Annotated in this window: 19 protein-coding genes and 1 tRNA gene; 7 read left to right on the top strand and 13 right to left on the bottom strand. The window is 69.3% G+C overall.

The window, feature by feature from the left end:
- The first annotated feature begins 87 nt into the window (after positions 1 to 87).
- Both ACIGXP_RS29465 and ACIGXP_RS29460 read left to right on the top strand, forming a co-directional pair.
- Positions 88 to 441, top strand: a complete 354-nt coding sequence (locus ACIGXP_RS29465) for a DUF317 domain-containing protein (protein WP_399011516.1) — start codon at positions 88 to 90, stop codon at positions 439 to 441.
- A gap of 165 nt (positions 442 to 606) precedes the next feature.
- Positions 607 to 1428 (top strand): DUF317 domain-containing protein, encoded by an 822-nt coding sequence (locus tag ACIGXP_RS29460; RefSeq protein WP_055704514.1) that lies wholly within the window; start codon positions 607 to 609, stop codon positions 1426 to 1428.
- Between the two features lie 257 nt (positions 1429 to 1685).
- On the opposite strand, the gene ACIGXP_RS29455 is transcribed toward ACIGXP_RS29460, so the two are convergent.
- The 6 genes from ACIGXP_RS29455 to ACIGXP_RS29430 form a co-directional block, all read right to left on the bottom strand.
- Positions 1686 to 2066, bottom strand: coding sequence for a hypothetical protein (locus tag ACIGXP_RS29455; protein WP_399773359.1), 381 nt, complete (start codon positions 2064 to 2066; stop codon positions 1686 to 1688).
- A 108-nt stretch (positions 2067 to 2174) separates the two neighbouring features.
- Positions 2175 to 3911: a relaxase/mobilization nuclease domain-containing protein gene (locus tag ACIGXP_RS29450; protein WP_399773357.1), complete on the bottom strand. Its 1737-nt coding sequence runs from the start codon at positions 3909 to 3911 to the stop codon at positions 2175 to 2177.
- Positions 3908 to 4261, bottom strand: coding sequence for a plasmid mobilization protein (locus ACIGXP_RS29445; RefSeq protein ID WP_399773354.1), 354 nt, complete (start codon positions 4259 to 4261; stop codon positions 3908 to 3910). Before ACIGXP_RS29445 ends, ACIGXP_RS29450 begins: the two co-directional genes overlap by 4 nt.
- A 356-nt stretch (positions 4262 to 4617) precedes the next feature.
- Entirely contained in the window at positions 4618 to 5892 is a 1275-nt protein-coding gene (locus ACIGXP_RS29440) for a hypothetical protein (protein ID WP_399773350.1), read from the bottom strand.
- Between the two features lie 234 nt (positions 5893 to 6126).
- Positions 6127 to 6828: an ATP-binding protein gene (locus tag ACIGXP_RS29435; RefSeq protein WP_392857795.1), complete on the bottom strand. Its 702-nt coding sequence runs from the start codon at positions 6826 to 6828 to the stop codon at positions 6127 to 6129.
- Positions 6825 to 7757: a hypothetical protein gene (locus tag ACIGXP_RS29430; RefSeq protein ID WP_392857651.1), complete on the bottom strand. Its 933-nt coding sequence runs from the start codon at positions 7755 to 7757 to the stop codon at positions 6825 to 6827. Before ACIGXP_RS29430 ends, ACIGXP_RS29435 begins: the two co-directional genes overlap by 4 nt.
- 512 nt (positions 7758 to 8269) lie before the next feature.
- Here ACIGXP_RS29430 and ACIGXP_RS29425 point away from each other — a divergent pair.
- Genes ACIGXP_RS29425 through ACIGXP_RS29415 form a run of 3 tightly spaced genes read left to right on the top strand, consistent with a single transcriptional unit; the run spans position 8270 to position 10524 of the window.
- Entirely contained in the window at positions 8270 to 8527 is a 258-nt protein-coding gene (locus ACIGXP_RS29425; protein WP_399773347.1) for a helix-turn-helix domain-containing protein, read from the top strand.
- 47 nt (positions 8528 to 8574) lie between these two features.
- Complete coding sequence (locus ACIGXP_RS29420) at positions 8575 to 8955, top strand: helix-turn-helix domain-containing protein (RefSeq protein ID WP_399773345.1); 381 nt, start codon at positions 8575 to 8577, stop codon at positions 8953 to 8955.
- 51 nt (positions 8956 to 9006) lie between these two features.
- Positions 9007 to 10524, top strand: a complete 1518-nt coding sequence (locus ACIGXP_RS29415) for a LacI family DNA-binding transcriptional regulator (protein WP_399773342.1) — start codon at positions 9007 to 9009, stop codon at positions 10522 to 10524.
- A gap of 220 nt (positions 10525 to 10744) precedes the next feature.
- Here the strand turns inward: ACIGXP_RS29415 and ACIGXP_RS29410 are convergent, their stop codons facing one another.
- Complete coding sequence (locus tag ACIGXP_RS29410; RefSeq protein ID WP_399773340.1) at positions 10745 to 11638, bottom strand: phosphorothioated DNA-binding restriction endonuclease; 894 nt, start codon at positions 11636 to 11638, stop codon at positions 10745 to 10747.
- Between the two features lie 31 nt (positions 11639 to 11669).
- The gene (locus ACIGXP_RS29405) at positions 11670 to 13094 is read right to left on the bottom strand and encodes a DUF4041 domain-containing protein (protein ID WP_399773337.1); all 1425 of its coding nucleotides are present in this window, start codon (positions 13092 to 13094) and stop codon (positions 11670 to 11672) included.
- Positions 13095 to 13635: 541 nt separating this feature from the next.
- Between ACIGXP_RS29405 and ACIGXP_RS29400 the strand changes: the two genes are divergently transcribed.
- Positions 13636 to 14478 (top strand): PE-PGRS family protein, encoded by an 843-nt coding sequence (locus tag ACIGXP_RS29400; protein ID WP_399773334.1) that lies wholly within the window; start codon positions 13636 to 13638, stop codon positions 14476 to 14478.
- On the opposite strand, the gene ACIGXP_RS29395 is transcribed toward ACIGXP_RS29400, so the two are convergent.
- The 4 genes from ACIGXP_RS29395 to ACIGXP_RS29380 form a co-directional block, all read right to left on the bottom strand.
- Positions 14408 to 16054 carry a PE-PGRS family protein gene (locus tag ACIGXP_RS29395; protein WP_399773331.1) on the bottom strand — a complete coding sequence of 549 codons (1647 nt, stop codon included), beginning with the start codon at positions 16052 to 16054 and terminating at the stop codon, positions 14408 to 14410. The genes ACIGXP_RS29400 and ACIGXP_RS29395 overlap by 71 nt on opposite strands.
- A 226-nt stretch (positions 16055 to 16280) precedes the next feature.
- Positions 16281 to 16354 (bottom strand) — tRNA-Pro (locus tag ACIGXP_RS29390).
- Between the two features lie 65 nt (positions 16355 to 16419).
- Positions 16420 to 17178, bottom strand: a complete 759-nt coding sequence (locus tag ACIGXP_RS29385; protein WP_399773328.1) for a Pr6Pr family membrane protein — start codon at positions 17176 to 17178, stop codon at positions 16420 to 16422.
- 220 nt (positions 17179 to 17398) lie between these two features.
- Complete coding sequence (locus ACIGXP_RS29380) at positions 17399 to 18322, bottom strand: metallophosphoesterase (RefSeq protein ID WP_399773325.1); 924 nt, start codon at positions 18320 to 18322, stop codon at positions 17399 to 17401.
- A 141-nt stretch (positions 18323 to 18463) separates the two neighbouring features.
- Between ACIGXP_RS29380 and ACIGXP_RS29375 the strand changes: the two genes are divergently transcribed.
- Positions 18464 to 18931, top strand: a complete 468-nt coding sequence (locus ACIGXP_RS29375) for a GatB/YqeY domain-containing protein (RefSeq protein WP_399773322.1) — start codon at positions 18464 to 18466, stop codon at positions 18929 to 18931.
- A 155-nt stretch (positions 18932 to 19086) separates the two neighbouring features.
- Here ACIGXP_RS29375 and ACIGXP_RS29370 read toward each other — a convergent pair whose 3' ends face one another.
- The gene (locus tag ACIGXP_RS29370; protein ID WP_363215594.1) at positions 19087 to 21414 is read right to left on the bottom strand and encodes a transglycosylase domain-containing protein; all 2328 of its coding nucleotides are present in this window, start codon (positions 21412 to 21414) and stop codon (positions 19087 to 19089) included.
- Positions 21415 to 21791 lie beyond the last annotated feature (377 nt).

Genomic DNA, 21791 nt, shown 5'->3' with positions numbered 1-21791 from the left:
ATCCACGAATGACTGGTCAGCGCCGCAAGGGCATGTGAATCTGGACGACCTTCTCGCAAAAACACCAGGTCAAAGAGGTGATTGCTCGTGACTGCGGCACCCCAGGGCCCCGGATTCTCCACCAGCGTCGAGGCCCTGCGGCTGCGTGAGTGGCTGCTCGGACCGGGCCAGGCCACGCTCGTGATGGATCAGTTCTCCGCCGACGACTTCCACCTGGTCGTCGACGACCGCGCGGACGTACACGTCAACTCGAAGGATGGATCCTTCTATCTCGGATGGTTTCCGTCCGGCCGCCCTGGTACCGACGGCGAGGGGTGGAAGATCGCCGTCACCGGTACGGCCAAGGTGCGCGGCTACCAGATGTCCTTCGACACCGAGACGCCAGCGGACGTCGTCGCTGCGGCAGTCGCTTGCGTGCTGGAGACCTCCCGGCGGGTGTGACAGCCAGAGGCTCGAGTCGGCGCCCTGGGGGAACCTGTCGTCTGCCTGGTGAGGGCGAGACGGGGTAGCCCGGCATCTGCCACCCGAGGTCGCCGGAAGGCCAGTCCGGCTCGTCCATCCAGTTGCACGCACCGCTGGCGGCATCAAGCCCCAGCCCCCAGCCCCTTGGAGGCGCTCCTGCATCCCGATTTCCCGATCGATCCACCCGCTCCGGCCTGCGCCCCGTCCGCGTACTGGGTCGGTCCCCGGCACTTGGCCGGTGACGACGGACGCCTCTACGACGCCGTCGCCGACACGCTCGCCAACCTGGGTTGGACTAGCTTGACGCTCGTCCGCGGGCGCCAGGAGCCTGACGAGGCGCCGGAGGACCGTCAGGTCCTGCGCAGCACTGTCCTGCACATCGGCCCCGACTCCCTGCGGTGGGCGCAGTGGGTCCTGCCGGACGAGCCGTTCCACCTGGGGAACCTGCCGATCGCCTGGCAAGTGTCCGCTCGTACGGACCCGAGCAGTCCGCTCGCCCACTGGTCGGCCTACTTCACCCCCGATGTCCCGGGGGAGATCCTCGCCGGCTTCCTTGCCGCGCTCGACGCCCGCGATCAGCCCGCCGTGCCGTGCGGTGGCCCCGAGCTGGTCCTCGACGCGGTAACGGCGCACGGTTGGCTGCGTGACGTCGACCAGCCCGGGTTGGGCGCGGTGGATCCGATGTTCGCCTCCCACATCCGCCTTGGTGAGGTGCCGCCCCTCATCCAGGATGGCGACCCGCTCGCGCTGGTGGCTGAGGCGGATGAGGCGGCTCTGGCCGGGTGGCAGGCGTGGGCCGAGCCGGTGCTCGGCGGCGGCTACCTGTGGGCCGCGTCGTTCAGCAGCAGCGTGCCGCACGACCTCGTCGCCGCCTTCGCTGACTCCCTCAGCTCCAGCGCACCGGTCCTGCGCCGGGTGCTGCCGGAGAGCACACGCGACCGGCTCCTGCGCGCTCCAGCCAGCTGAGGGCCATCCAGCGCAGGGAAGCCGGGCCTCCCCTCGGGGAGGCCCGGCTTCGTGCCGCTTGCCTTGGCCGGCGGCTGCGTGACATCACGGTCCGCGGTTACAGGGAGCGGTCCGGCCCCCACGCCCGGTGTTTCGCTCAACGTGACGACGTTTTACCGGTTATCGCCTGGAACGCACACGCCTCTGTGTCAGATGCCGGCTCGGACGCGGGAGCCACTCACCAGCGCGTTGGGTAAGCGCCGGCGCGGGGGCCAGGCTCAGAAGGCGTACGGGGCGAAGGGACGGACTGGTTCGACGATGAGCCCGAGGAGGTGATCGAGTTCGGCTCGCTCCTCCTCGTTCATGAGCTCGACGGCGTTGCCAAGCTTCTTCTCGGCGAGCCGCTCCATGAACGGGGCCAGGAAGCGCTCCAGAGCATCAGGAGCTTCGTCCATCGTGCGCCGGTACTCCCGGTATCGCTTGAACTGCTCCTGTATCTCTTCGAACTCGACGCGGGTGGCACTGAGGACGAGGGCCCGTTCCTCCTTGCTGAACGGGCGCCCGTCGAGGTGGTTCCACGTGTTGGTTTCACGCTTGCGCTTGATGTCCGCGTCGCAGAGCAGGACGACGATCTCGGGTCGGGCTTGGCTTGTGGGCATACGGGTGCTCCTCACAGGAGTGGGGTGGGTGGGGGCATCAATGATCCGGAGAATCGGCGGTTTGCCCAACCGCCGATCGTCGGCTATGTTCCGCCCGTTTTCCGCTGGTCAGCGCCGACGGCTGGGGTCGGTTACGGCGCTGTTGGCCGGTCGCGTGACGCGCGCCGGGGGTGCGGTGCGCCGAGTGCCTGGGGCGGCCGTTCCGTCGGGCCTTGCGGGTAGGGCCAGCAGGTGGGCGCTGCGGCGTAGGCGCCATACGAGGACCTCGCTGATGGAGTCGGCGGTATCGAGTTCGCGTCGTCGGGCGGCGTCGCTCAGCAGAACCGCCGGGTCATGGCCGGCCTTCCGGACGTCGTCGAGGGTGGCGGCCAAGGCGGCCCAGCCAGCCTCGGCACGGATGCGTTCGGCCAGATCCGGCAGGACTTGCTGGAGAAGCTCGGCTTGCCGCTGCCGAACACGGGGAGTCAGACGCTGACCTCGCTGTCGGAGGGTGGCCATGGGCTGGGCTGCGGCGGTTTCGTAGGCTGCGCGAAGGTATTCGGCTGCCTGCTGGGCTGCGGCGGCCTGCTGCGCGTGCTCCCTCTTCGCGTGCCAGTTCGCCGCGGCGATGGCGAGGAAGAACGCCATGTCGATGAGCATCGCGGTGGTGGCGCCGTCTTCCCCTCGGCCCAGGGCGGGCCCGCTGCGGACGAGGTCGCGAGCGGCCTGGCGCAGGACGCGGTCGTGTCCACGTACAGCCTTCACGTGGGAGCGGCTCGCCCGCTCGAACACGAACGCCGCCTCGCGCAGCTCAGCGCGGGTTTGGGCGGCGGATGTCTTGGCGAGTGCGTCGAGGATTTCCCCCGCTGCGACGATCTGGGCCGCTGCCATGCCGTCGTCGCCGTGGTCGATGATCAGCAGGGCCTGCCAGGTAGCTGAGGTGGCCCGGCGCCGCGCGAACGCGGGGCCGGTCACGTCCGGCAGAGCGGGCTGCTCCGGCTCGGAGCCGTCTGCCGAAGCGGGCTCTGCGGGAAGCGTCCAGCGTTCGCGGATGCGGGGCAGGGACAGGTCGGGCGCGAGTTTCGAGCCGGAGTAGAAGACCGGCTCCCCGTCCTTGTTGCGGTCGTCGGGCAGCGCGACCTTGTAGCCGAGCAGATCACCGGAGGGCGCGACGCGTTTGCGGATGAGCAGGCCGGCGGCGGCCAGGCGGTCGAAGAACTCATCCGTGGAGGCCGTGCCAGCAACGGCATGGCGCACGGTTTCCCGCAGCTCCTCCCGCGCGGTACGCTCCCGGCCTTCCCGCTCTGCCTTGTGGCGTTCGGCGCTGGTAGGCCGCTGAGCGGCAGTGCCGTCGCCGGTGCTTAGGCGGCGCAGCCCGTAGTCGATCTCGATCTTGCGGGCTTCGGCCTGGGAGCGTTTGCCGTCCTGGCGGAGGCGGGCTTGGCGGCCGTCCTCGCGGACGATGGTGGCGATGATGTGGATGTGGTCGTCGGCGTGCCGGACGGCCGCCCAGCGGCAGGCGGCGTCGTCGCCGTCGGGGGCGATACCGGTGGCGGCGACCATCCTGCGGGCTATCTCGCCCCACTGCTCGTCCGACAGGATCGGGTCTTCGGGGGCGGCGCGTACCGACAGGTGCCACACGTGCTCGGCGGGCCGCTGGCTCTCGGGCAGGGCCATAACCGGCTGGTCGAGCAGCCGCTGGAGATCGCCGTACGTGGCGCCGGGGTCTCGGCCGGGATCGGGGGCAAGACCGTCCCAGGCGGCCACCAGGTGCGGGTCGACGTGCTCCTCATGCGTGCCGGGCCCGTACAGGTAGTGGAGCAGGCCGATGGTGCGCGTGCCCCTGGCGTGGACGCGTGGGATCACGCAGCCGTCCTGTTGCCCAGGTGCTGCTGGGTGAAGGCGTCGACACGCTTGGCGGCGCGCTGGACGGCGGCGAGGACCGCCTGGGCCTGCGGGGCGTTACCTCCGGAGTTCAGCGCTTTGGCCACCTGGTTGAGGTTGTTGCCGATCTGCCCGAGGTGCCGCCGCAGCGCGAACAGCTCTTGCAGCATCTCTTTCTCGCCCGCGATGTCTGCGGCGGTGCGGTTGAGGTCGCGGGCAGCGTTGAGAGCCGAGCGGGCAAGGAACCCGGCCACGCTCATGTGGCACACGGCGGCTGCCCGGAGGAGGAGTTGGTACTCGTCGTCGTTCATGCGGCAGCTGGGCTGGTGCACACGCTTCTTCTCATCACGCAGACGTTCACGTTGCTGCACACGGGGCTTCGACGGGGCAGTGTGAGCGCAGTCGGTGCTGTGGCAGGGACGCGGTTCTTCCCTCTCAGGATGCGATCCGCCCTCGGTCGCATCCTGAGGAATCGGCGCCTCCCGGTGCCGATCCCCTCCCGCCGCTGCCGACGCGGGAGAGGCAGGAGCATTGCTCCCGACGGGAGCAATGCTCCTGCACCAACTTGCTCCGCCTGGGGCAGGGTTGGACGGCAGGGATTCCTCGGGGGCCATGGGGTCTTCGTGGTGCGGGGTCTGCATGGGGCCTTTCGGGTCGGGGTGTGTCGGGAGTGCTGGTGCTGCGGGGATCAGCGGAGTGGATCGCCGGCCGTGGCCTTGAGCTGCGCCTTGAACTCGCGGACGACTCGTCCGACGCCGTCGCTGGAGACGGTGTAGCCGACCGCGCGCAGGGCGTCCTCGACCCGGTCGCGTCCGACGCTGCCGGTCTCCTCGTAGATGCGGCGAGCGTGCTTGAGGATGACCTCGTCGGAGGCACGGGCTTTGCCGTCATCGCGCTTCTTCCGGGCAGCCGGTTTCCGCTTGTGCCTGTCCGAAGGGCTGCCCGAGTTGTTGCCCGTGAGCGCCCGGCTGTCTTCAGTTTCTGCCCGTGCGGGCAGCCCGGGCTCCGGGCGGGCAGGCTGCGGGCGGGCAGCCGGAGGGACCTCGTCGTCGCCCGGATCTGACGGGTGTGGGCGGGCAGTTTCCTCTGCCCGCGGCAGTTGTGCCGTGCGGCCGGAGCGCGGGCTGCAGTGCCCGGATTCCCGGGCGGGGTTGGAGGCCGGGACCTCCCAGCGCGGCGGCAGTGAGATGGAGGCGAGGTCGAGGGCCTGCTTGCGGGTGGCGAGCTTGTGCAGCAGCAGCTTGTCCTGGAGCGGGTCGCTGTCGACGCCCGCCCGCTCCAGGGCCTCGTGCAGGCGTCCTGCCAGGCGTCGTTGCCGCCGCTTGCCGCGCTGGCGGTCGGTCATCGACTCGGCGCGCAGGATGAGGGCGACGGCTTCGCTCAGCGCGCGGTCGCGGATGAGGCGGGCGGCATCGGCGTCCTGGTCGGCGATGCCGAGCCGGGCGAGGAGGCGTTCGCGTGCCTGGCGGACGAGGACGGCGGCCAGGCCGCGTGAGGCGGCGTCGGGGGCGCGGTGGCGCAGCTCGATGCCCATGGCCAGGTGCCACAGCATCGCGGCCATGACGGGGCCGACGAAGGCTCGCACGGTCCCACCGACCGGCCCGGACTCGGCGTAGGCGGGCAGAACCTGGACGGCGGTGATGACCCAGGTGAGGGTGCCGGGCAGGCCGGGTGCCCGCTTCGGGCCGTTGAGGTTCTGTCGGGCCATCAGGGCGGTGGCGAACAGGGCCAGCTCGGCGGCGGCGAACATCGCGACGCGCTCGGCGGTGCCGCTCATGTCGAGGTAGTCGGCGGCGAACCGCCAGCTGGTGTCCGCGCTGTATGCGGTGCAGCCGAGCGCGGCCACGGCCGCGACCGGCACCGCGACAGTCCCGCGCCAGCGGTTGGTGTGATGCCGCCGGCGGATCAGCCACCCGGCGAGCAGGCCGAGCAGCACGGGCGGGATGAGGAGCGCCACGGTCATCACCGGGGACGTGGCCCAGTCAGGGAGGAGCGGCGTGCCGCTGATCCGTATGGCGAGGGGGACGGGGCTGAGAGGAGGCAGGAGCGGGCTCCAAGGCGTCGAGGATTGAGGGCGAAGGGCGAATCGACGGAGCGCTGAGCGACCGCCTACGCGAGTGGCTGGCGCGGGCAGGGCTGGTGTGAGCGCGGGTGATGCGGCGGGGCCGGCCAGGAGGGCGGGCGCTGGGGCGGCCAGTCAGGCGGCGGGCGCTGTGCGGCGTCGTCGGTCGGGGCCGTCGAGGATGACGCGCTCCGTCATCTCGGCGAGGCGGGAGGCGACGCGGTCACCGAGGGTGACGCGCAGCTGCTCCATCGGAAGGTTGGTGGTGATGAGGGTGGGGAGCATGTGCTCGTACCGGTGGTTGATGAGCCGGTAGGTCAGCTCCTCGGTCCATTCGCTGGTCTTGGCCGCGCCGAGGTCGTCCAGGAACAGCAGCGGGCAGCGCGCCAGGGTCTGCAGGTCACGTTCGGCGTCGTGGCCGGCGCGGGGGCGCAGGCGCGCGTGGAAGTCGGCGGTGGTGGTCGCTTCCCAGCGCAGACGGACCCCTCGGGCGAGCAGGGTGCGGATGGCGCCGTACGCCTGGTACGTCTTGCCCGTGCCCGTGGGGCCGGCGATCAGCAGCGACGGGCCCTCAGCGATGCCCGGCCCGCCGGGGCCGGGGCGTCCGGCGCGGGCGATCTCGTCGGCCCAGGCGGTGACCTTCGGGTGGTCCGCCAGGGCTCGGCGGTAGCGGGCGGGGATCCTGGCGTCGGCGAGTTCCAGCGCGGTGACTGGCTCGGGTTGCCCTTCCTCGACGGCGGCGGTGGCGAGGTCGATGCCTCGACTGGCAAGGATGCCGTTGAGCCGGTCGGCGAGCGGGCCGACCCGGTGGGGCTCGCGGGTGAGGGTGGCGGTCAGAGGTCACCTCCGTAGGCGGCTTCGACGTCGGCGGGGTTTGTCCACGCCTTGTGGACAACCGGCGCGGTGGGGGCCGCGTTCATGGCCTCGTGCACGAGGCTCGGCAGAGTGCTGGGGTGCAGGCCCTTGGCGCGGTGCCGTTCCAGACCGGCCCGGATGTGGGCGGGGGCGATGCCCTCGCCGAGCAGCTTGCGTACCTCGCGAGCGAGATGGCCCAGGACGTCCTTGGGCGGACGGTGTGTGCAAGCGGCGGCGTACTCGGCGATGAGCTCGTTGGCCGAGACGGCGTGGGGTGCGGGGGCGCTCGCGCCCCCCGAAGGGGTATTTCCTAGATCCATGATCCTAGGTCCTAGATCCGGACGCTGAGGCGTCACCGCTCCCTCACTGAGCTCTCCCCGCTGTCTCACGGAGGGCTCACTGAAATCGCCCTGACCTGCTATTTCGTCATCGGTGACCGGATTCACCGCAGGCTCGCGTATGCGCCCGGAGCCCTCCCGGACGGCTCCGTGAGGCTGCGGTGCGGGCTCCGTGATGCTGGCTCCCGCAGTCGGCGCATCGACGCCGGGCGCGGTGCGAGCCTGCGTGTCGTGGTGCGGGCAGGCAGGAAGGCGGCTCGCGCTGGGACGATTGATCTTCTGATGCTGCCGCCAGGTGACGATGTGCAGGTAGCGCTTGTCGCCCGGGCCCTTGTAGCGGCATATCAGACCGGCGTCGGCGAGCTGGGCGAGGTCCTGCTCGACAGCGCCAGGCGTGTGTTCCGGGCGCAGTACCCACAGCTGCCCGGCGATGATCGCGGCGTGGTCGCGGTGCCGGCCCTGGTCGTCAGCCTGGGTGAGCAGGCCGAAGAAGGTGCGCTCGGCGGTCAGGGAGACGGCGGCCAGGGACTCGGAGACGAAGGCTTCCGGCTTGATGGTGCGGATTCGTGCCAAGAGGGGCGGTCCTCACTCGGTGGCCGGTGGGCTGGGTGCCCACGGTTCACCGTCGGTCGGGGGCGGGTCGGGCGTGAAGGGGCGTGGAATGTCTGGCCGTTGACGCGGGAGCGTTGATGGCCGCTCGCGCTTTCCGGGGTGTCGTCAACATAGCCACACCCAGGTCGCGCAAGTCCAGCCCTATCCGGCGCAATCTCTCACGGCAGAAATGTCGCTGGAAATCGAGTCGGCGAGGGCGGTGCGAAAACGGTAGGGCACGATCGGCGGTTGACCAAATAGTTGCCCCGCATCCCGAGCCAGAAGGATCACATCGGGAAGCCGTTGACGTCCTGCGAGTGACGAAGCTACAACACAACACCCCACGTCAGAGGGGCTCTCTAGGTGTCGGGTCCCGTTCGGGGAGCCGGCCTCGCGCAGCACCCCGACCGCCTCGCTCACCGATTGAGCGCGGCGCAACATAGCCGACGATCGGCGGTTATCCAAACCGCCGAATGCACGCTACAAATGGAGCTATGACAGCACGATCTCTGGAAATAGGACCCGCAGGATTGACGGTGGCCCGCACCATCGAAAAGCTCCGCATCGAACACGGCCTTGGGCAGCGTCAACTCGCCGCGCGCTGTAGCGCTTTGGGCCGCCCTATGTCCAACACGATGCTGTCCCGCATCGAACTCGCCAAGCGGCGATGCGATATCGACGACCTCGTCGCCATCGCCGCAGCCCTGCAGGTGTCACCCGCCGCCCTCCTCCAGGGGCCGGGCGCCGCCTGAGCCGCCCACGCAGCCCTCCCCGACTTCCCGACCAGGAGCCGCCCCCCTTGCACCGATCCACGCCCGCGCTCGTCCCCCACGGGCCGTCCGACGCCCCTCCGCCCCGCCTCTACCGCCCCGAGGAGATCGCCGACACCCTCGGATGCTCGGCCTGGTGGGTCAAGGACCGAGCGCGACGGCGCCTGATACCGCACACCCGGGTCGGCCGTGCCTACCGCTTCACCGCCGAGCATCTCGCCGAGATCATCCGCCTCTACGAGCAGCGGCCGGCCCAGCCCGCGCCGGCAGCCGCACGGGCGACCGAGCCGCTCTCAGAGCCCGGTACGCAGACCGTCGCCGCGCAACCTCGCCGCCCTGTCGTTGCGCCGGTGACCCGCCTGCGGGCCCGCCCGCCGCGTCGACAGCAGCAGTACGGCACTGTGGCGTGACCCGATCGAATCTGCCGTAGCCGAGGACAAGGAAGAGGGGGACAGCGGAACTTGGGTTTCGCGGAGAAGCGCGGAAACTACTGGCGCGGCCGGTACAAGGTCGCGCCCGGCAAGCACAACACGGTCGTCGACGAGAACGGCAAGGCGATCAGGTTCGCCACCAAGGGCGAAGCCCAACGGGCAGCGGCCGAGGCCGAGAACAAGTACCGGCGCGGCGACTGGCGCGACCCGGCCCTCGGCCAGGAGACCTTCGGCGAGTACGCGAACCGCTGGTACGAGGCCCAGGACCTGGCCGCCTCGACCATGCAGAACTACAAGCGCCACATCGAGGAGCACCTCCTCCCCGAGTTCGAGGACAAGGCGCTCGCCGGCATCCTGCGCACGGACGTCGACCTGTGGGAGAAGAAGGAGAAGGCCCTCTATGCCGCCTCCAGCGTCAAGACCTGGCGCTCGACGCTCCACCTGATCTTCGAGGACGCGATCGACGAGGGCCTCATCACGTCCAACCCAGCCGCCCGGCGGCGCGGTCGGGGCAAACGCGCCGGCCGCTCCCGAGACCGTGGCCCGGAGAAGGTGGTCACCGACGCGCTCGGCATCCTGCTGACCGCCGAGCGCGCCGCCCTGCTCTCCGGCCGCGACGACGAGTTCGTCGCCGTGGTCCTCAAGGGGTACACCGGCATGCGCTGGGGCGAGATCGTCGGCCTGGAAACCGCGTTCGTCCGACCTGAAGCCGTCCGCGTCGAGTGGCAGCTGTACGAGCTCGACACGGGAGAGCTGGTGCGCTGCCCGCCGAAGGACGACAGCTACCGCACCATCGACTCGATGGACTGGCTGTCCGCACTGGTCGCCAACCACATCGCCCGCACGAAGCCCAAACCGTGCCCCTGCCACGGCAAGACCTACGTCTTCCGAGGACAGGGCGCGGCCCGTACCGGCGGCCACCAAGGCGCGAAGCTCGTCGACGTCGCCCGTCGTGCCGACGTCTCGACCGGCACGGTGTCCAACGTCCTCAACCACCCCGAACGCGTCACCGAGGCCACGCGAGAGAAGGTCGAGCAGGCCATCGCGGACCTCCGATTCGTGCGGGGCGGCGTCGTGCCGGAGCATGCCGCCCACTGGCGCAGGAACGGTTTCGCTACCTGGCTGTTCACGCCGGCGGTCTCCGGCTGGTACCCGAAGAAGGCACCGCAGGAGCCACGGCCGGTGCCCTTGCTCGGCGAGCCGTGGCCCGGTGTCCCAGCACGGGGGCGGGGTGCCAGCGATCGGGCCGACGCCTGCTGGCTCCCGATAGCCAAGGGGCTCACGCCCCACGGCCTTCGCCACACCCACCGGACGATGATGGAGGACCTGGGAACCGAGAAGGTGCTCATGGACGAACGCATGGGCCACATCGACGGCTCGGTCTCAGCGCGCTATGCCCACGTCACCCCAGGCATGCGCAAGCGTCTCATGCTGGGGCTGACCGAGCAGTGGGAGGCAGCACTCGACGCACGTTTGGCGATGAGCCTTCGCTCGCCGGTGAGTGTCCTCGATGTGCTTTTGCGAGCGCGCCGTGAAGCGGTGAAATAGCCGGTGACGGGGGTGCATGCGATGCGGTGAGAGGTCCTCGACCGGAAAACAGTCCAGGACCTGTCCATACGTGCGTTGCCTCCTGCACTCGACGGGGCGGGAGGTAGAGCGTTGCCTGAGGCGACGGACCCGATCACCCGCGCGCGTTCAAAGCGACATGAGGCGCGATCAGGGCTGCTCGGTGCACCCCGCCCCTTGATATCCCGCGCTGAACACCGGGTCAGGCGGCCGTCGGGCGGGGGCTGCCGTGGAAGACCTGGCTGGTGTGCCAGGAGCGGTGGGCTGCCGCTATGGGTGGGATGCCGGGTTGAGGGCCTATGAGCGGACGGCCCGCGAGTGCTGTCACATGCTCGCGGGCAGTCCGGCTGCGACCGATGAATTGCTGTGAGACCAGGATGCGGTGGCCGTCACCTATGCCGAGGACGCCCTTGTCGAAGAGTTTGTGGTGCAGCGAGCACAGGCACAGTCCGTTGTCGACGTCGTCCGGGCCGTCGAACGCCCACCAGCGCACGTGCGCGGCCTCCAACCCGACGGGCGCCGTGCCGATCATGCCGTCGTAGCCGCAGAAGGCGCACTGGTACTCGTACGCGGTCAGCACCATCTCCCGCATCCGGCGGTCTCGCTGCCGCTTCCCCGGGGCTGCCAGAGCGTCGGTCTCCGCCAGTTCCAGTTCCAGGCCCACCGCGTCGCACAGGTCCTGGTGCAGCGACGCCGGGAAGTGCAGATCCAGCAGCACCCTCGCCATGCGGCCCAGCAGCGACGGCTCCCGCCGGAGCGCCGCCTGAAGGCCCGGCGCCAACCGTCCCGTGGCCCGGCTGGCCCGTAGTTCCCGCACCCCGGTTCCGGGACTGCCGACACCGTGCTCGGTCCGCACCTCCCACACCCCGTCGCTGACCAGATGATGGAAGGGATAGGCCGGCGTGGTTGCGCGCGGTGGACCGTACTCCACCAGCAGGCGCTTCAGATCCGACTCCACCGCGCTGTACGGCAACTCGTCCACGGCATCCGCCTGAAAACGGCCCAGCGCGTACAGCAGCAGCAACGGCTTGTGCGGCGCCCGTACACCGTCCCGACTCCACTGCCTCAGTTTCGCGGCGCGCTCCAGCCAATCCATGACCGTGATCGTAGTGATGCCTGCCTGCACGTCATGCTGTCCGGGCTGGAACTCCTCCCGCGCCCGCGGCAGGCGCACCGTCTTCGCCCATGTGCCTGCCGGCCCGCCATTCCAGTGCCTGGGGTTCCTCGGTGAACTCGATCAGATGCTGTCCGGCGAACCGCTGCAGCGCATCGCGCACCTCTGCCGGGGTGGCGTAGAAGAACTCCTTCCGGTTGTTGACCTGGTTGACCCGCTGCGAGGCGAACTGCCGGTGAAGTTCCGTTTCCAGGCCGACCGCGTCCTTGCTGAAGATCAGCGCGTGCACGTCGAAGCGGAAGGGCACAGCCGCGCCACTCAACTCGTAGATCCGCTCCAAGGGTTCGAGCCGTCTCGTCATGCCGATCTTCACCATACGATCGCCGAAGGCGCCGATGTTCGAGATGACATACACGTAGCCGGCGCGGACGTTGGCTTTGCGGGACTCGACGTCTTGGAGGGCGTTCTCGATCTCGGCCAGTTTGGCTTGCAGCTCCGCGACACCCGCTTCGTCACCACGATCGCGCAGGCGCTCAAGTGCTGCCTGATAGTGGTTAAGTTCCTTGTCCAGCTTCTCGCGCTGCCGGTCGAGTTCCCGCTGGACCGCTGCCTCCTCGCGCTGCCGGGCACGCGCCTCTCGCTGGGCTTCCTTCTCCTCTTCCTTCTTCTGCAGGAAGTCGGCGGTGAGTTCCAACTCCCGCACTCGCGCGTTGTGATACTCGTCGGTGATCCGAATGTGCATCGTCGCGCCAAGCTTGGCGATCGTCTCACGGCTCTTGTAGAGCCGGTCCACGAGGGAGCTCAGCCGGTGAGGCCGCATGGACCGCACGGCGTAGTCGGCTTCGGCGTTGTAAGCGCGCAGCATGAGCTTGGAGAAGTCGCGGACCATCTTCTGGCCCTCGCGTTTGGAGCCGTTGACCGTCCAGTCCGTGGCCGCCTGGACGGCGCGGCCCGCACGGACGAGCGCCTTGATCTCGTTCTGCAGCGTGTCGAGCCGGCTGCGGTAGGCGATCGCGTCGTGCAGCGCATGCCGGTAGGCGTAGATCCCGGCCTCCTGCAGCATGGCGGTCTCGTCGGCGTTGACGATCCGGCCCTGCAGGTCGGCAAGCCGGCGCTCGGCGTCGAAGACGTCCTTGCGGTGCCGGTCGGCCTCCTTGCGGACCCGTTCGGTCTCCTTCGCCGTCCGGCGCGCGTCGCTGAGAATCTCCTTCGCCGTCTCCCGCGCGTCCTTGAGGATCCCCTCGGCCTCCTCGGCGGCTTCGGTGGACGCCTTCTCACGCAGGGCGGCAGCTTCCACCTCGACCTGCCGCACAAGGCTGGCGACCCGCGCGGCGTCCAGCCCCTGCGTCCTTGCAATCCACGCGCGCAGTTCTTCGGCCTCGGACCCGGCATCCGAACGCCGACGCCCGAACAGCCCTCCCCTTCGAGGCGGCGGCACCTCGGTCGTGCTCCCGGCAGCGGCCGTGGCTGGCCTGGCGAAGACACCCGTGGCGGAGCCGACAGCGGGGGCGTCGGTGGTGGAGTCGGCCGCAGGTACCCACAACTGCCATCCAGCTGGCATCGGGGGCCACGAAGGGTCGGGCCGCCAGTCCGGCGGTGGCATCCATCCCGCGGGCGGCACAGGCCACCCCGGCGGCGGATTGAAACGGTAAGTAGTCATACCCCACCCCCTCGTCCCTGAGGCTCCCCAGCACACAGGGCGCCGGATAATCCCGGCAGACGTAGAGTGACATTTTCTTAGCGATCAGCGACCTGATCACCCGCATATGCCTGCTTGTGACCATCCTGTAACTAGGCGTGAGGCTTGCTCTGTGCAGATGGCCGGTCGGGCCGCTGCGCGTCCTTGCGGTCGCTGTCGGGGCGAAGCTATCGCGCGCGATAGCTTCGTAGCGCGGCGTCAACCTGGTGATTGGGAGCTCGTGCCGGTAGTTGTGTCAAACGTCCAGTGATGGGTCCAACAGACCTGGCTCAATAGGGACATGGAGATTGGCGAGCACTGGGCATACCGAGCGAGGCCGAAGGAGCTGGGCAGCCCTGTCAGGCAGGTGGAGATCGTCCGGGTGGGCGGCCGTGGCAGATCTGACTGGGTCCATGTCCGGTTCTTGGAAGGCGATGACGCCGGCCTGCAGGAATGGGTCAGTCCCGGCTGCCTGGTAGCACCGTGGCCAGACGTCGACGCGTTCCGCGCGGATGACGAGGCAGAGCTCAGACTGACCGAGGCGTCACGCCACGTACGGGGCAGCACGGATTTCGAAGCCGCGCGCCTGATCCTCGGGTTCGTCCGGCCGAAGAACAGGCTGCGCCTCCGCCGAGGGGTGGCGGACGCGGGAGTTCTGGAACTGAGCCGACTCGACGAGACAGCGCCGCTCATCGGAATGGACGCCACCGCGCTCCGCAATGACCCGATGGTGCACGAGGACCGCGCCGGCATGTGCCTGGCCGGCTGGCCGGTCACCGAACGCGTCGCCCGTCAGGTAGCGGGCCGCCTCGCCGATGAGATCCTCCCAGAGGTGGACCGCAAGCAGCAGGACATCGAGCAGGAGCGCGCACAGCCCTCCTGGTACTCGTACCGTCGTCGGGACGACCGCAAGTTGGATGCGGAGGCGGCCGTTCTGCGGACCGTCCGGGTGTGGTGCGGCGACGACAAGGCTGAGCGCTACGACGAGCTGGTCGCACTGCGCGAAGAGGTCATCCGGCTCGGCCAGCTGGTGGAGAAGGCGGTCAAGGCCCTACGCGACCGTGGGCACGGCGTCATCGCCTCCACCATTGAGCGCGACCTTGGCGTCCATATCGCCAGCCTTGATCCTGACGTGCGTCGATAGAGCCGCGCCACGGCTCCGGGGTCGGCTTCTGCGGCTCAGGCCGTGCCGCAGGCTGCTCCCTCTCCGGCCGGTGCGGGTTCCAGCCACCGAGAAAGGGCCGTAGCTGATCTCCCGTCGGCTCCGAGTGGAAGTCGAGAACGGCCAGACCCCTGCCGTTCATGGTGGGGTCCAGCTGGTCGGCCTCCGCCTTTCCCCAAGCCGACCACTCTCGCAGCCGCTCGGCTTCGACGGCGTCGTCCGATGTGGCGGCGGCTTCGTCCAGAGCGCCGCAGAACACCCGGATCTCCCCAGCCACCTTCCACTGCTCCAGGGCTGTGCCGAAGTGCTCCGCCCGTAGGGCGTGAACCGCCTTGATCGAGGCGGCACTGACGGCGGACTCCCACTCCCGCCTCTCGCGCTCTTCCCGCTCCGCCTCCAGACGCCGACGCTCCGCCTCCTGCCGCTCCCGCTCCTCTCGCAGGCGCCGCTGCTCCGCCTCCCGTTCCAGCCGAGCCCGCTCCTGCTCCTCCGCGCGCGCCTTCAGCGCCCGCAACACCGAACCGACCTGCTCCTCCAACGGCTTCTTGGCGGTGTCGGCCCATTCCTTCTTCCAACCGTAGCTGTGGCCGTAGCCGTAGCCCGAGTGCTGGCTGATCAGCAGTTCCAGCTCGCCGGATGGCTCGAACCTGTGCGCCGGCGTCACCCGCTGCCAGTCGTACGTACGTCGGCCCGGCTGCTTGGGCACGTACCGGACCTGCTTCTGCCGTTCACGGAAGCTGACCTCGTACGTCCTGCCGTGGACGGTGAGCAGGGGCCTGGGCTGCTTGCGCTTCTTGGACACAGTGATCTCGCCGTGGCGGGCGAGTGCCTGCTCGGCGAGGAGCCGGAGCAGCGAGAGGACTCGCGGCAGGACCTCCTCCGAGATCTCGAAGGCGCTGTGGTCCGCCGTGACAGCGGCGATCACGTCCTCGACATCGCTGATCACCCGGCTGCGCGCCAGCCGGATCCGGTTCCACTCGGTGTCGTCCTCTCCCGACACCCTGAGTAGACCGAGGAAGAAGTCCCCCTTCGCCCGTCCGCTGTACTTCAGGTGGTACCCCTCGGGCGCACACTGCCGGGCTGCGTCGAAGGCCCTGCGATAGCGGGCTCGCTCCTGGTCGCTGGGGCTCGGGATCCGGAGGAACCGCCCAGCCTGCTGTACTTCCGCGATCAAGGCGGCTCCGATTTCCGCCGACGACACCTGCGGGGGCTTGGCGGCGCGTTGCACCGCCGGCTTCGTCGTGGACGGAGCCGTGTCTTGCTTCTGCGGAGGAGGGGCAGGCCGTGTCCGTTGCTCGGAACCCGCCGAACGCTGCTTGCGTGGCGCCGGTTCCGGCCGGTCTGGGTGATGGCCGTGTTCCAGGTAGAAGCGCCCCGCGTCAGTGATCTCCGCCTGCCACTTCCCATCCTGCTTGGGCATGGTGATCAGGCGCCGCTCCTTGAGCGCGCGGGCGGTGAGAGCGAACTCGGGGCTGTCCGACGTGACGGGGTCGGTTCCGTCCTCGATGCGGGTGAGGAGCGCGAGCTGCCGGTCATTTAATGGAGACCATCGGTGCATGGCGATCGTCGTACCGCCTGTGATCGGCCTCGCACAACCGTAGGGATGACCCTTTCCCAGCGTGAGCGGCAAAGAGCGGGCTGGACGGCGGACGGCCGCTCGCTGGGAGCCGCCGGGAGCCGGTTTCTGGAAGTTGGCTCCCAAACGGCTCCCAAAACGGGGTCACAGAGCAAATCAGGCCCGATGCTGATCCCTCAGCACCGGGCCTGACCTGCTGTTATGGCTGTCGGGGTGGCGGGATTTGAACCCACGACCTCTTCGTCCCGAACGAAGCGCGCTGCCAAGCTGCGCTACACCCCGATGTCGCTGCTCTCGCGGCGACGACGTTTACTTTAGCCCACTGGTGGCTGTAGACGAAATCCGGTTTAGACCCGGCGGCGGACGGGGGTCGGGCGGGTGTGGTCCAGGGCCACGAGGAGGGCGGCGAGGGCGTGGATCCCGAGGCCCAGGAGGAGCGCATTGGCCAGGGTGCTGCGGTAGCCGTGGGCGGCCGCGTCCAGGAAGGGATACAGGTAGCGGGAGGGGGTCGACGGGGCGAGGAAAGCCGCCCGGGTCAGGGAGAAGGCCAGGTAGGCCAGGGGGTAGAGGAGCCAGGCGGCAGTCTGGCGTAGGTGCAGCCGGGTCGCGGGTGTGAGCAGCAGCCAGTCCAGCAGGGCCGCCGTCGGCGTCACCATGTGCAGGATCTGGAGGGTGGCCCACTGGGCGTGCCAGCGCTCCGGGGCCGTCGTCGCGCCGGTCATGGAGAACGGGGGCGTCGTGTGGGCCAGGAGCAGGTGGTAGACCAGCGCCGCGACCAGGGCGTAGAGGAGTGTGGCGCCTGTCACGGCGGAGGGGAGCGGCCGTCGGGCCCGGCCGGCCCTGGACGCCGACAGGAGCATGACGACGGCCAGCAGGATGTTGGCCTGGACGCTGAAGTAGCTGAGGGTGCGGGCCGGGGTGCCCAGCAGGAGCTCCAGGGCCACGCCGGCTGCCGCCGTCAGACCCGTCAGCAGGCGGAGGAGCGCGACCATCGGGCGGCGCACCGGCGCCACCACCGCCGTGGCCGGGACGGATGTGGGCGGTGGCAGGGGCGGGCGCGGGACCGCGGGCAGGTCCGGGAGGTCCCTGGGTATCGGGGCGGTCATGCACCTGACGCTAGGTGCGGGGAAGGGGCGGGGCTATTCGGCGTAGTCCGGATGGGTGCAGTCCCGGGTGGGTCCACTCCGGTCGGCTGTGATCCGGATGCGTTACCTCGTCCCAGCCCGTACTTCCGCGCTTCGGACGCCCCTCACCGCACGTCCCCGCACCTCACGTCCCCGCACCTCACGTCCCCACACCCCCGTCCCCGCCCCTCACATGCCCGTACTACCGCCCCACCAACGTCAGCAATGTCGCCTCCGGCGGGCAGGCGAAGCGGACCGGGGTGTAGCGGTTGGTGCCGCAGCCTGCTGAGACGTGGAGGTAGGAGGTGTGGCCGTCCGCCGTGTGGGTGGAGAGGCCCTTCACCCGGTCCGTGTCCAGGTCGCAGTTGGTGACCAGAGCGCCGTAGAAGGGGATGCACAGCTGGCCGCCATGGGTGTGGCCGGCCAGGATCAGGGGGTAGCCGTCCGCCGTGAACGCGTCCAATGTGCGCAGGTAAGGGGCGTGGACCACACCGAGCGAGAAGTCGTACGTCCCCGACGGGCCGCCCGCCACCCGGGCGTAGCGGTCGCGCTTGATGTGCGGGTCGTCGAGGCCCGTCAGCTCGATCGAGATGCCCTCGACCTTCAGGACACCCCGCGTGTTCGTCAGGTTCAGCCAGCCCGCCTCGTCGAAGCCGTCGCGCAGGTCCTCCCACGGGTTGTGGACCGCGCCGACCGCCGGCGGGTTGCCGTTCAGGCCGTGGCGGCCGCTCGTCTTCTCCAGCAAGTAGCGGGCCGGGTTGCGGAGTTTGGGGCCGTAGTAGTCGTTGGAGCCGAAGACGTAGGCGCCCGGGAACTCCATCAGGGGGCCGAGCGCGTCCAGGACCTCCGGGACGCCCTCGGGGTCCGAGAGGTTGTCGCCGGTGTTGATCACGAAGTCCGGACGCAGGCCCGCCAGCGACTGCAGCCACCGCTGCTTCTTGCGCTGGCCGCTCACCATGTGGATGTCGGAGACCTGCAGCACGCGCAGCGGACGTATGCCCGGCGGCAGTACCGGGACCGTCACTCGTCGCAGGCGGAAGGAGCGGGCCTCGAAGCCCGCCGCGTACGCCAGCCCGGCGGCGCCTGCCGCCATGATTCCCAGGGGTACTCCGTATCGCGCGCGCATACGCCCATCGTGTCAGACCCCGGCGGCACGGTGAGACCGGCCGACCCTCTATCGCCCGACCGGCGTCCCCCGGGTCACCGGGCGTCGGCACCCCTTAAATCAGCGGGCGTTCGGGCCGGCACACCTGCGACAATCGATCGCATGACCACCACGCTCAAGTCGAAGCTGCAGGACGACCTCAACGCCGCGATCAAGGAGCGCGACGAGCTCCGCTCCTCGACGCTCCGGCTGACGCTCGCCGCGATCACCAAGGAGGAGGTCGCGGGCAAGGAGAAGCGGGAGCTGTCCGACGACGAGGTCCTCAAGGTGATCACCCGCGAGGCGAAGAAGCGCCGCGAGGCGGCCGACGCCTTCGCGCAGGGCGGTCGCCCGGAGCAGGCCGAGCGGGAGAAGGCGGAGGGCGAGGTGCTCGCCGACTACTTGCCCAAGCAGCTGTCCGACGAGGAGCTGAACGCGATCGTCGCGCAGGCCGTGGAAGAGGCGAAGGCGGCCGGTGCCGAGGGGCCGCGGGCCATGGGCGCCGTCATGAAGATCGTGAACCCGAAGGTGGCCGGTCAGGCCGAGGGCGGCCGCGTCGCCGCCGCGGTGAAGAAGCTGCTTCAGGGCTGAGTTGCACCAGACAGCTGCACACAGACAGCTGCACACAGACAGCTACAGCCACACAGTCAGCGACGGGGCCGCGCTCTTCGCGAGAAGGGCGTGGCCCCGCTGCCGTATCTCGGTAACTGAGCCCGGCCTCGCCTGCCTAGCCCCGCCTGCCCGGCCTAGCCCCGCCGGCCGCCGTTCCCATTGCCGCCGCCACCGCCGTTGCCCTGGCCCTGGATGAAGTTGCCCGGGAGGGAGAAGGTCGGCGTCGGGACGGGGCCGCCGATGGTGCCGCCGATCGTGTCACCCGTGCCGCCGTCCGTCGTTCCCCCGTCCGTCAGACCGCCGATCAGGCCGCCGATCCCGCCCGTGCTGTCCCCCTTCTTGCCGCCGTGCTTCTTCCCGTGCCCTTTTCCCTGGTCGTCCCCGGTGTTGTCGTCGGGGATGTCGATCAGGTGGAAGTCCTCGGCCGGCTTGCCCTCCAGCGCGCCGGTCATCATGTCGCGCCAGATCGGGCCGGGCACCTCACCACCGAACACCTTGTCGTGCGGTACGCCGCCGATGCTGATGTTGATCATCTTGCGCTTGTGCTGCGGGTCGCCGACCCAGACCGCGCCGGCCATGTTCGGGGTGTAGCCGACGAACCAGGCCGCGAAGCGCTCGTCCGTCGTACCGGTCTTGCCCGCGCTCGGGCGGTCGCCGAGGCCGGCCTCCTGACCCGTACCGTCCTCGACCACGCCCTTGAGGATGGTGCTGACGGTGTCCGCGGTCTTCTGCGACATCGCGCGCGAGCAGTTCGACTTCGGCACCGGAAGGGACTTCACCTGGCTGCCGATCTTCTGGGTGACCGACTCGATGGCGACCGGGGTGCAGTACATACCGCGCGAGGCGAAGGTGGCGTACGCGCCCGCCATCGTCAGCGGTGACATCTCCTGCGTGCCGAGCGCGATGGACGGGGCCTGGTCGATCTTGCGGCCGTCCGCGCGCGCCACACCCATCTTCTTGGCCATGTCGATGACCGGGCAGATGCCGATGTCGCCGATCAGCTGCACGTAGTAGGTGTTGACCGACTTGGCGGTCGCTTCCTTCATGCCGTACGGGCCGTGCTCCGACTCGTTCTCGTTCGCCAGCTTGGCCGGCTTGCGCGGGTCGTTGCGCCAGATCCTGCCGTTGCACGCCTGCACGGTGCTCGGGTACGGCATCTCGTACGGCGACGAGTACTCCTGCGTCGGGGGCTTGCCGCCCTCGATCGCGGCCGCCGCGACGATCGGCTTGAACGTCGAACCGGGCTGGTAGCCGGCGCCGCCGCCCATGTCCGAGTTGACGGAGAGGTTGATCTGCGTCTCGTTCTTGCCGAAGCCGTACGGGCGGGACTGGCCCATGGCGAGGATCTTGCCGGTGCCCGGTTCGACGATGGCCGCGGCCGTCGCCACCTCGTCGGACTTGTAGACATGGTCCTTGATGGACGTCTGCGCGGAGTCCTGCGCCTGCGGGTCGAGCGTCGTACGGATCGTCAGGCCGCCCTGGTTCCAGAGCTTCGCCCGGGCCTGCTTGGTGGTGCCGAAGACCGGGTCGTTCAGGACGACGTCGCGTACGTAGTCACAGAAGAAGCCGGCGCCGCGGACCGCGGTGATGCAGCCGTTCTTGGGGTGGCTGGGGTGCAGCGCGAGCGGCTTCTCCTTGGCCTGGTCGGCCTCCTTCTGGGAGATGTCGCCGAGCTCCGCCATCCGCTGGAGCACGACATTGCGCCGCTTGGTGGCCTCGGCGTCGTCGTTGACCGGGTCGTAGCGGCTCGGGGACTGCACGATGCCGGCCAGCAGCGCCGATTCCTGGAGGTTCAGGTCCTTGGCGTGCTTGGAGAAGTAGCGCTGGGCGGCGGCCTCGACACCGTAGGCCTGCTCGCCGAAGAAGGTGATGTTCAGGTAGTTCTCGAGGATCTTCTTCTTGCCGAGCTTCTCCTCGGTCTGGATCGCGTACTTCAGCTCGCGGATCTTGCGGCCGAGGGTCTGCTGGGTGGCCTCGGCGACCTTCGTCGGGTCGTCGCCGGCCTCCTCGATGAAGTAGTTCTTCACCAGCTGCTGGGTGAGCGTGGAGGCGCCCTGCGCGACACCGCCGCTCTGCGCGTTCTTGTTCAGGGCGCGCAGCACGCCCTTCAGGTCGATCGCGCCGTGCTTGTAGAAGCGCGAGTCCTCGATCGCGACGATCGCCTTCTGCATGTACGGCGAGATGTCCTTGAGTTCCACCACCGTGCGGTCACGGGAGTAGACGCTCGCGATCGGTTTGCCCCGGTTGTCCAGGATGGTCGTGCGCTGACTGAGCTGGGGGCTCTTCAGATTGGCCGGGATCTCGTCGAAGCTCTTGACCGAGCCCTTGGCCGCGAGGCCCAGCGCGCCGGCCGCGGGCAGTGCGATGCCCGCCATCACGGCTCCGGCGAGCACACTGACACCGAGGAACTTGGCGGCCTGCTGCGTTGGCGACAGACCACCGCCCGAGCGCTTCTTTGGCATGGGGGCAGCCTAATCCGTACTCATGAGCGTTCCGAGGGAGCGGCTCTCCCTCGGGATGTTCGGGTGCCGGATCGTGACGGCAGCGCAACCTGACCTGCCTACGTTTCCATTTCCCGGACATGTGCGCAGGCCTTGGCCTAAGCTGCTCTCAACTGTCACAGCAGTGCGGCCATGTATCAATACGTCCGGCGACCCCGAATCGTTCCGGAGGAACCCCGACTTTTTGATGGGGGCGTGCCCGAATCCGCCTCGTGTGTCACCTGGCGCCCGATGTGACGTACCGCAGAAGTCCCGCTTTGCCGGGATGATCACGCATGTCACCAGCTCACTCCCCCGGGTGATCTGCCGCTTACCCATAGTCCGTTCGGGCCATTCAA

The sequence above is a fragment of the Streptomyces sp. NPDC053069 genome, from assembly GCF_044546895.1.
Taxonomy (GTDB): Bacteria; Actinomycetota; Actinomycetes; order Streptomycetales; family Streptomycetaceae; genus Streptomyces.
Note: the sequence above shows the minus strand (reverse complement) of the source record. Positions and strands in the feature narration are given on the sequence as shown.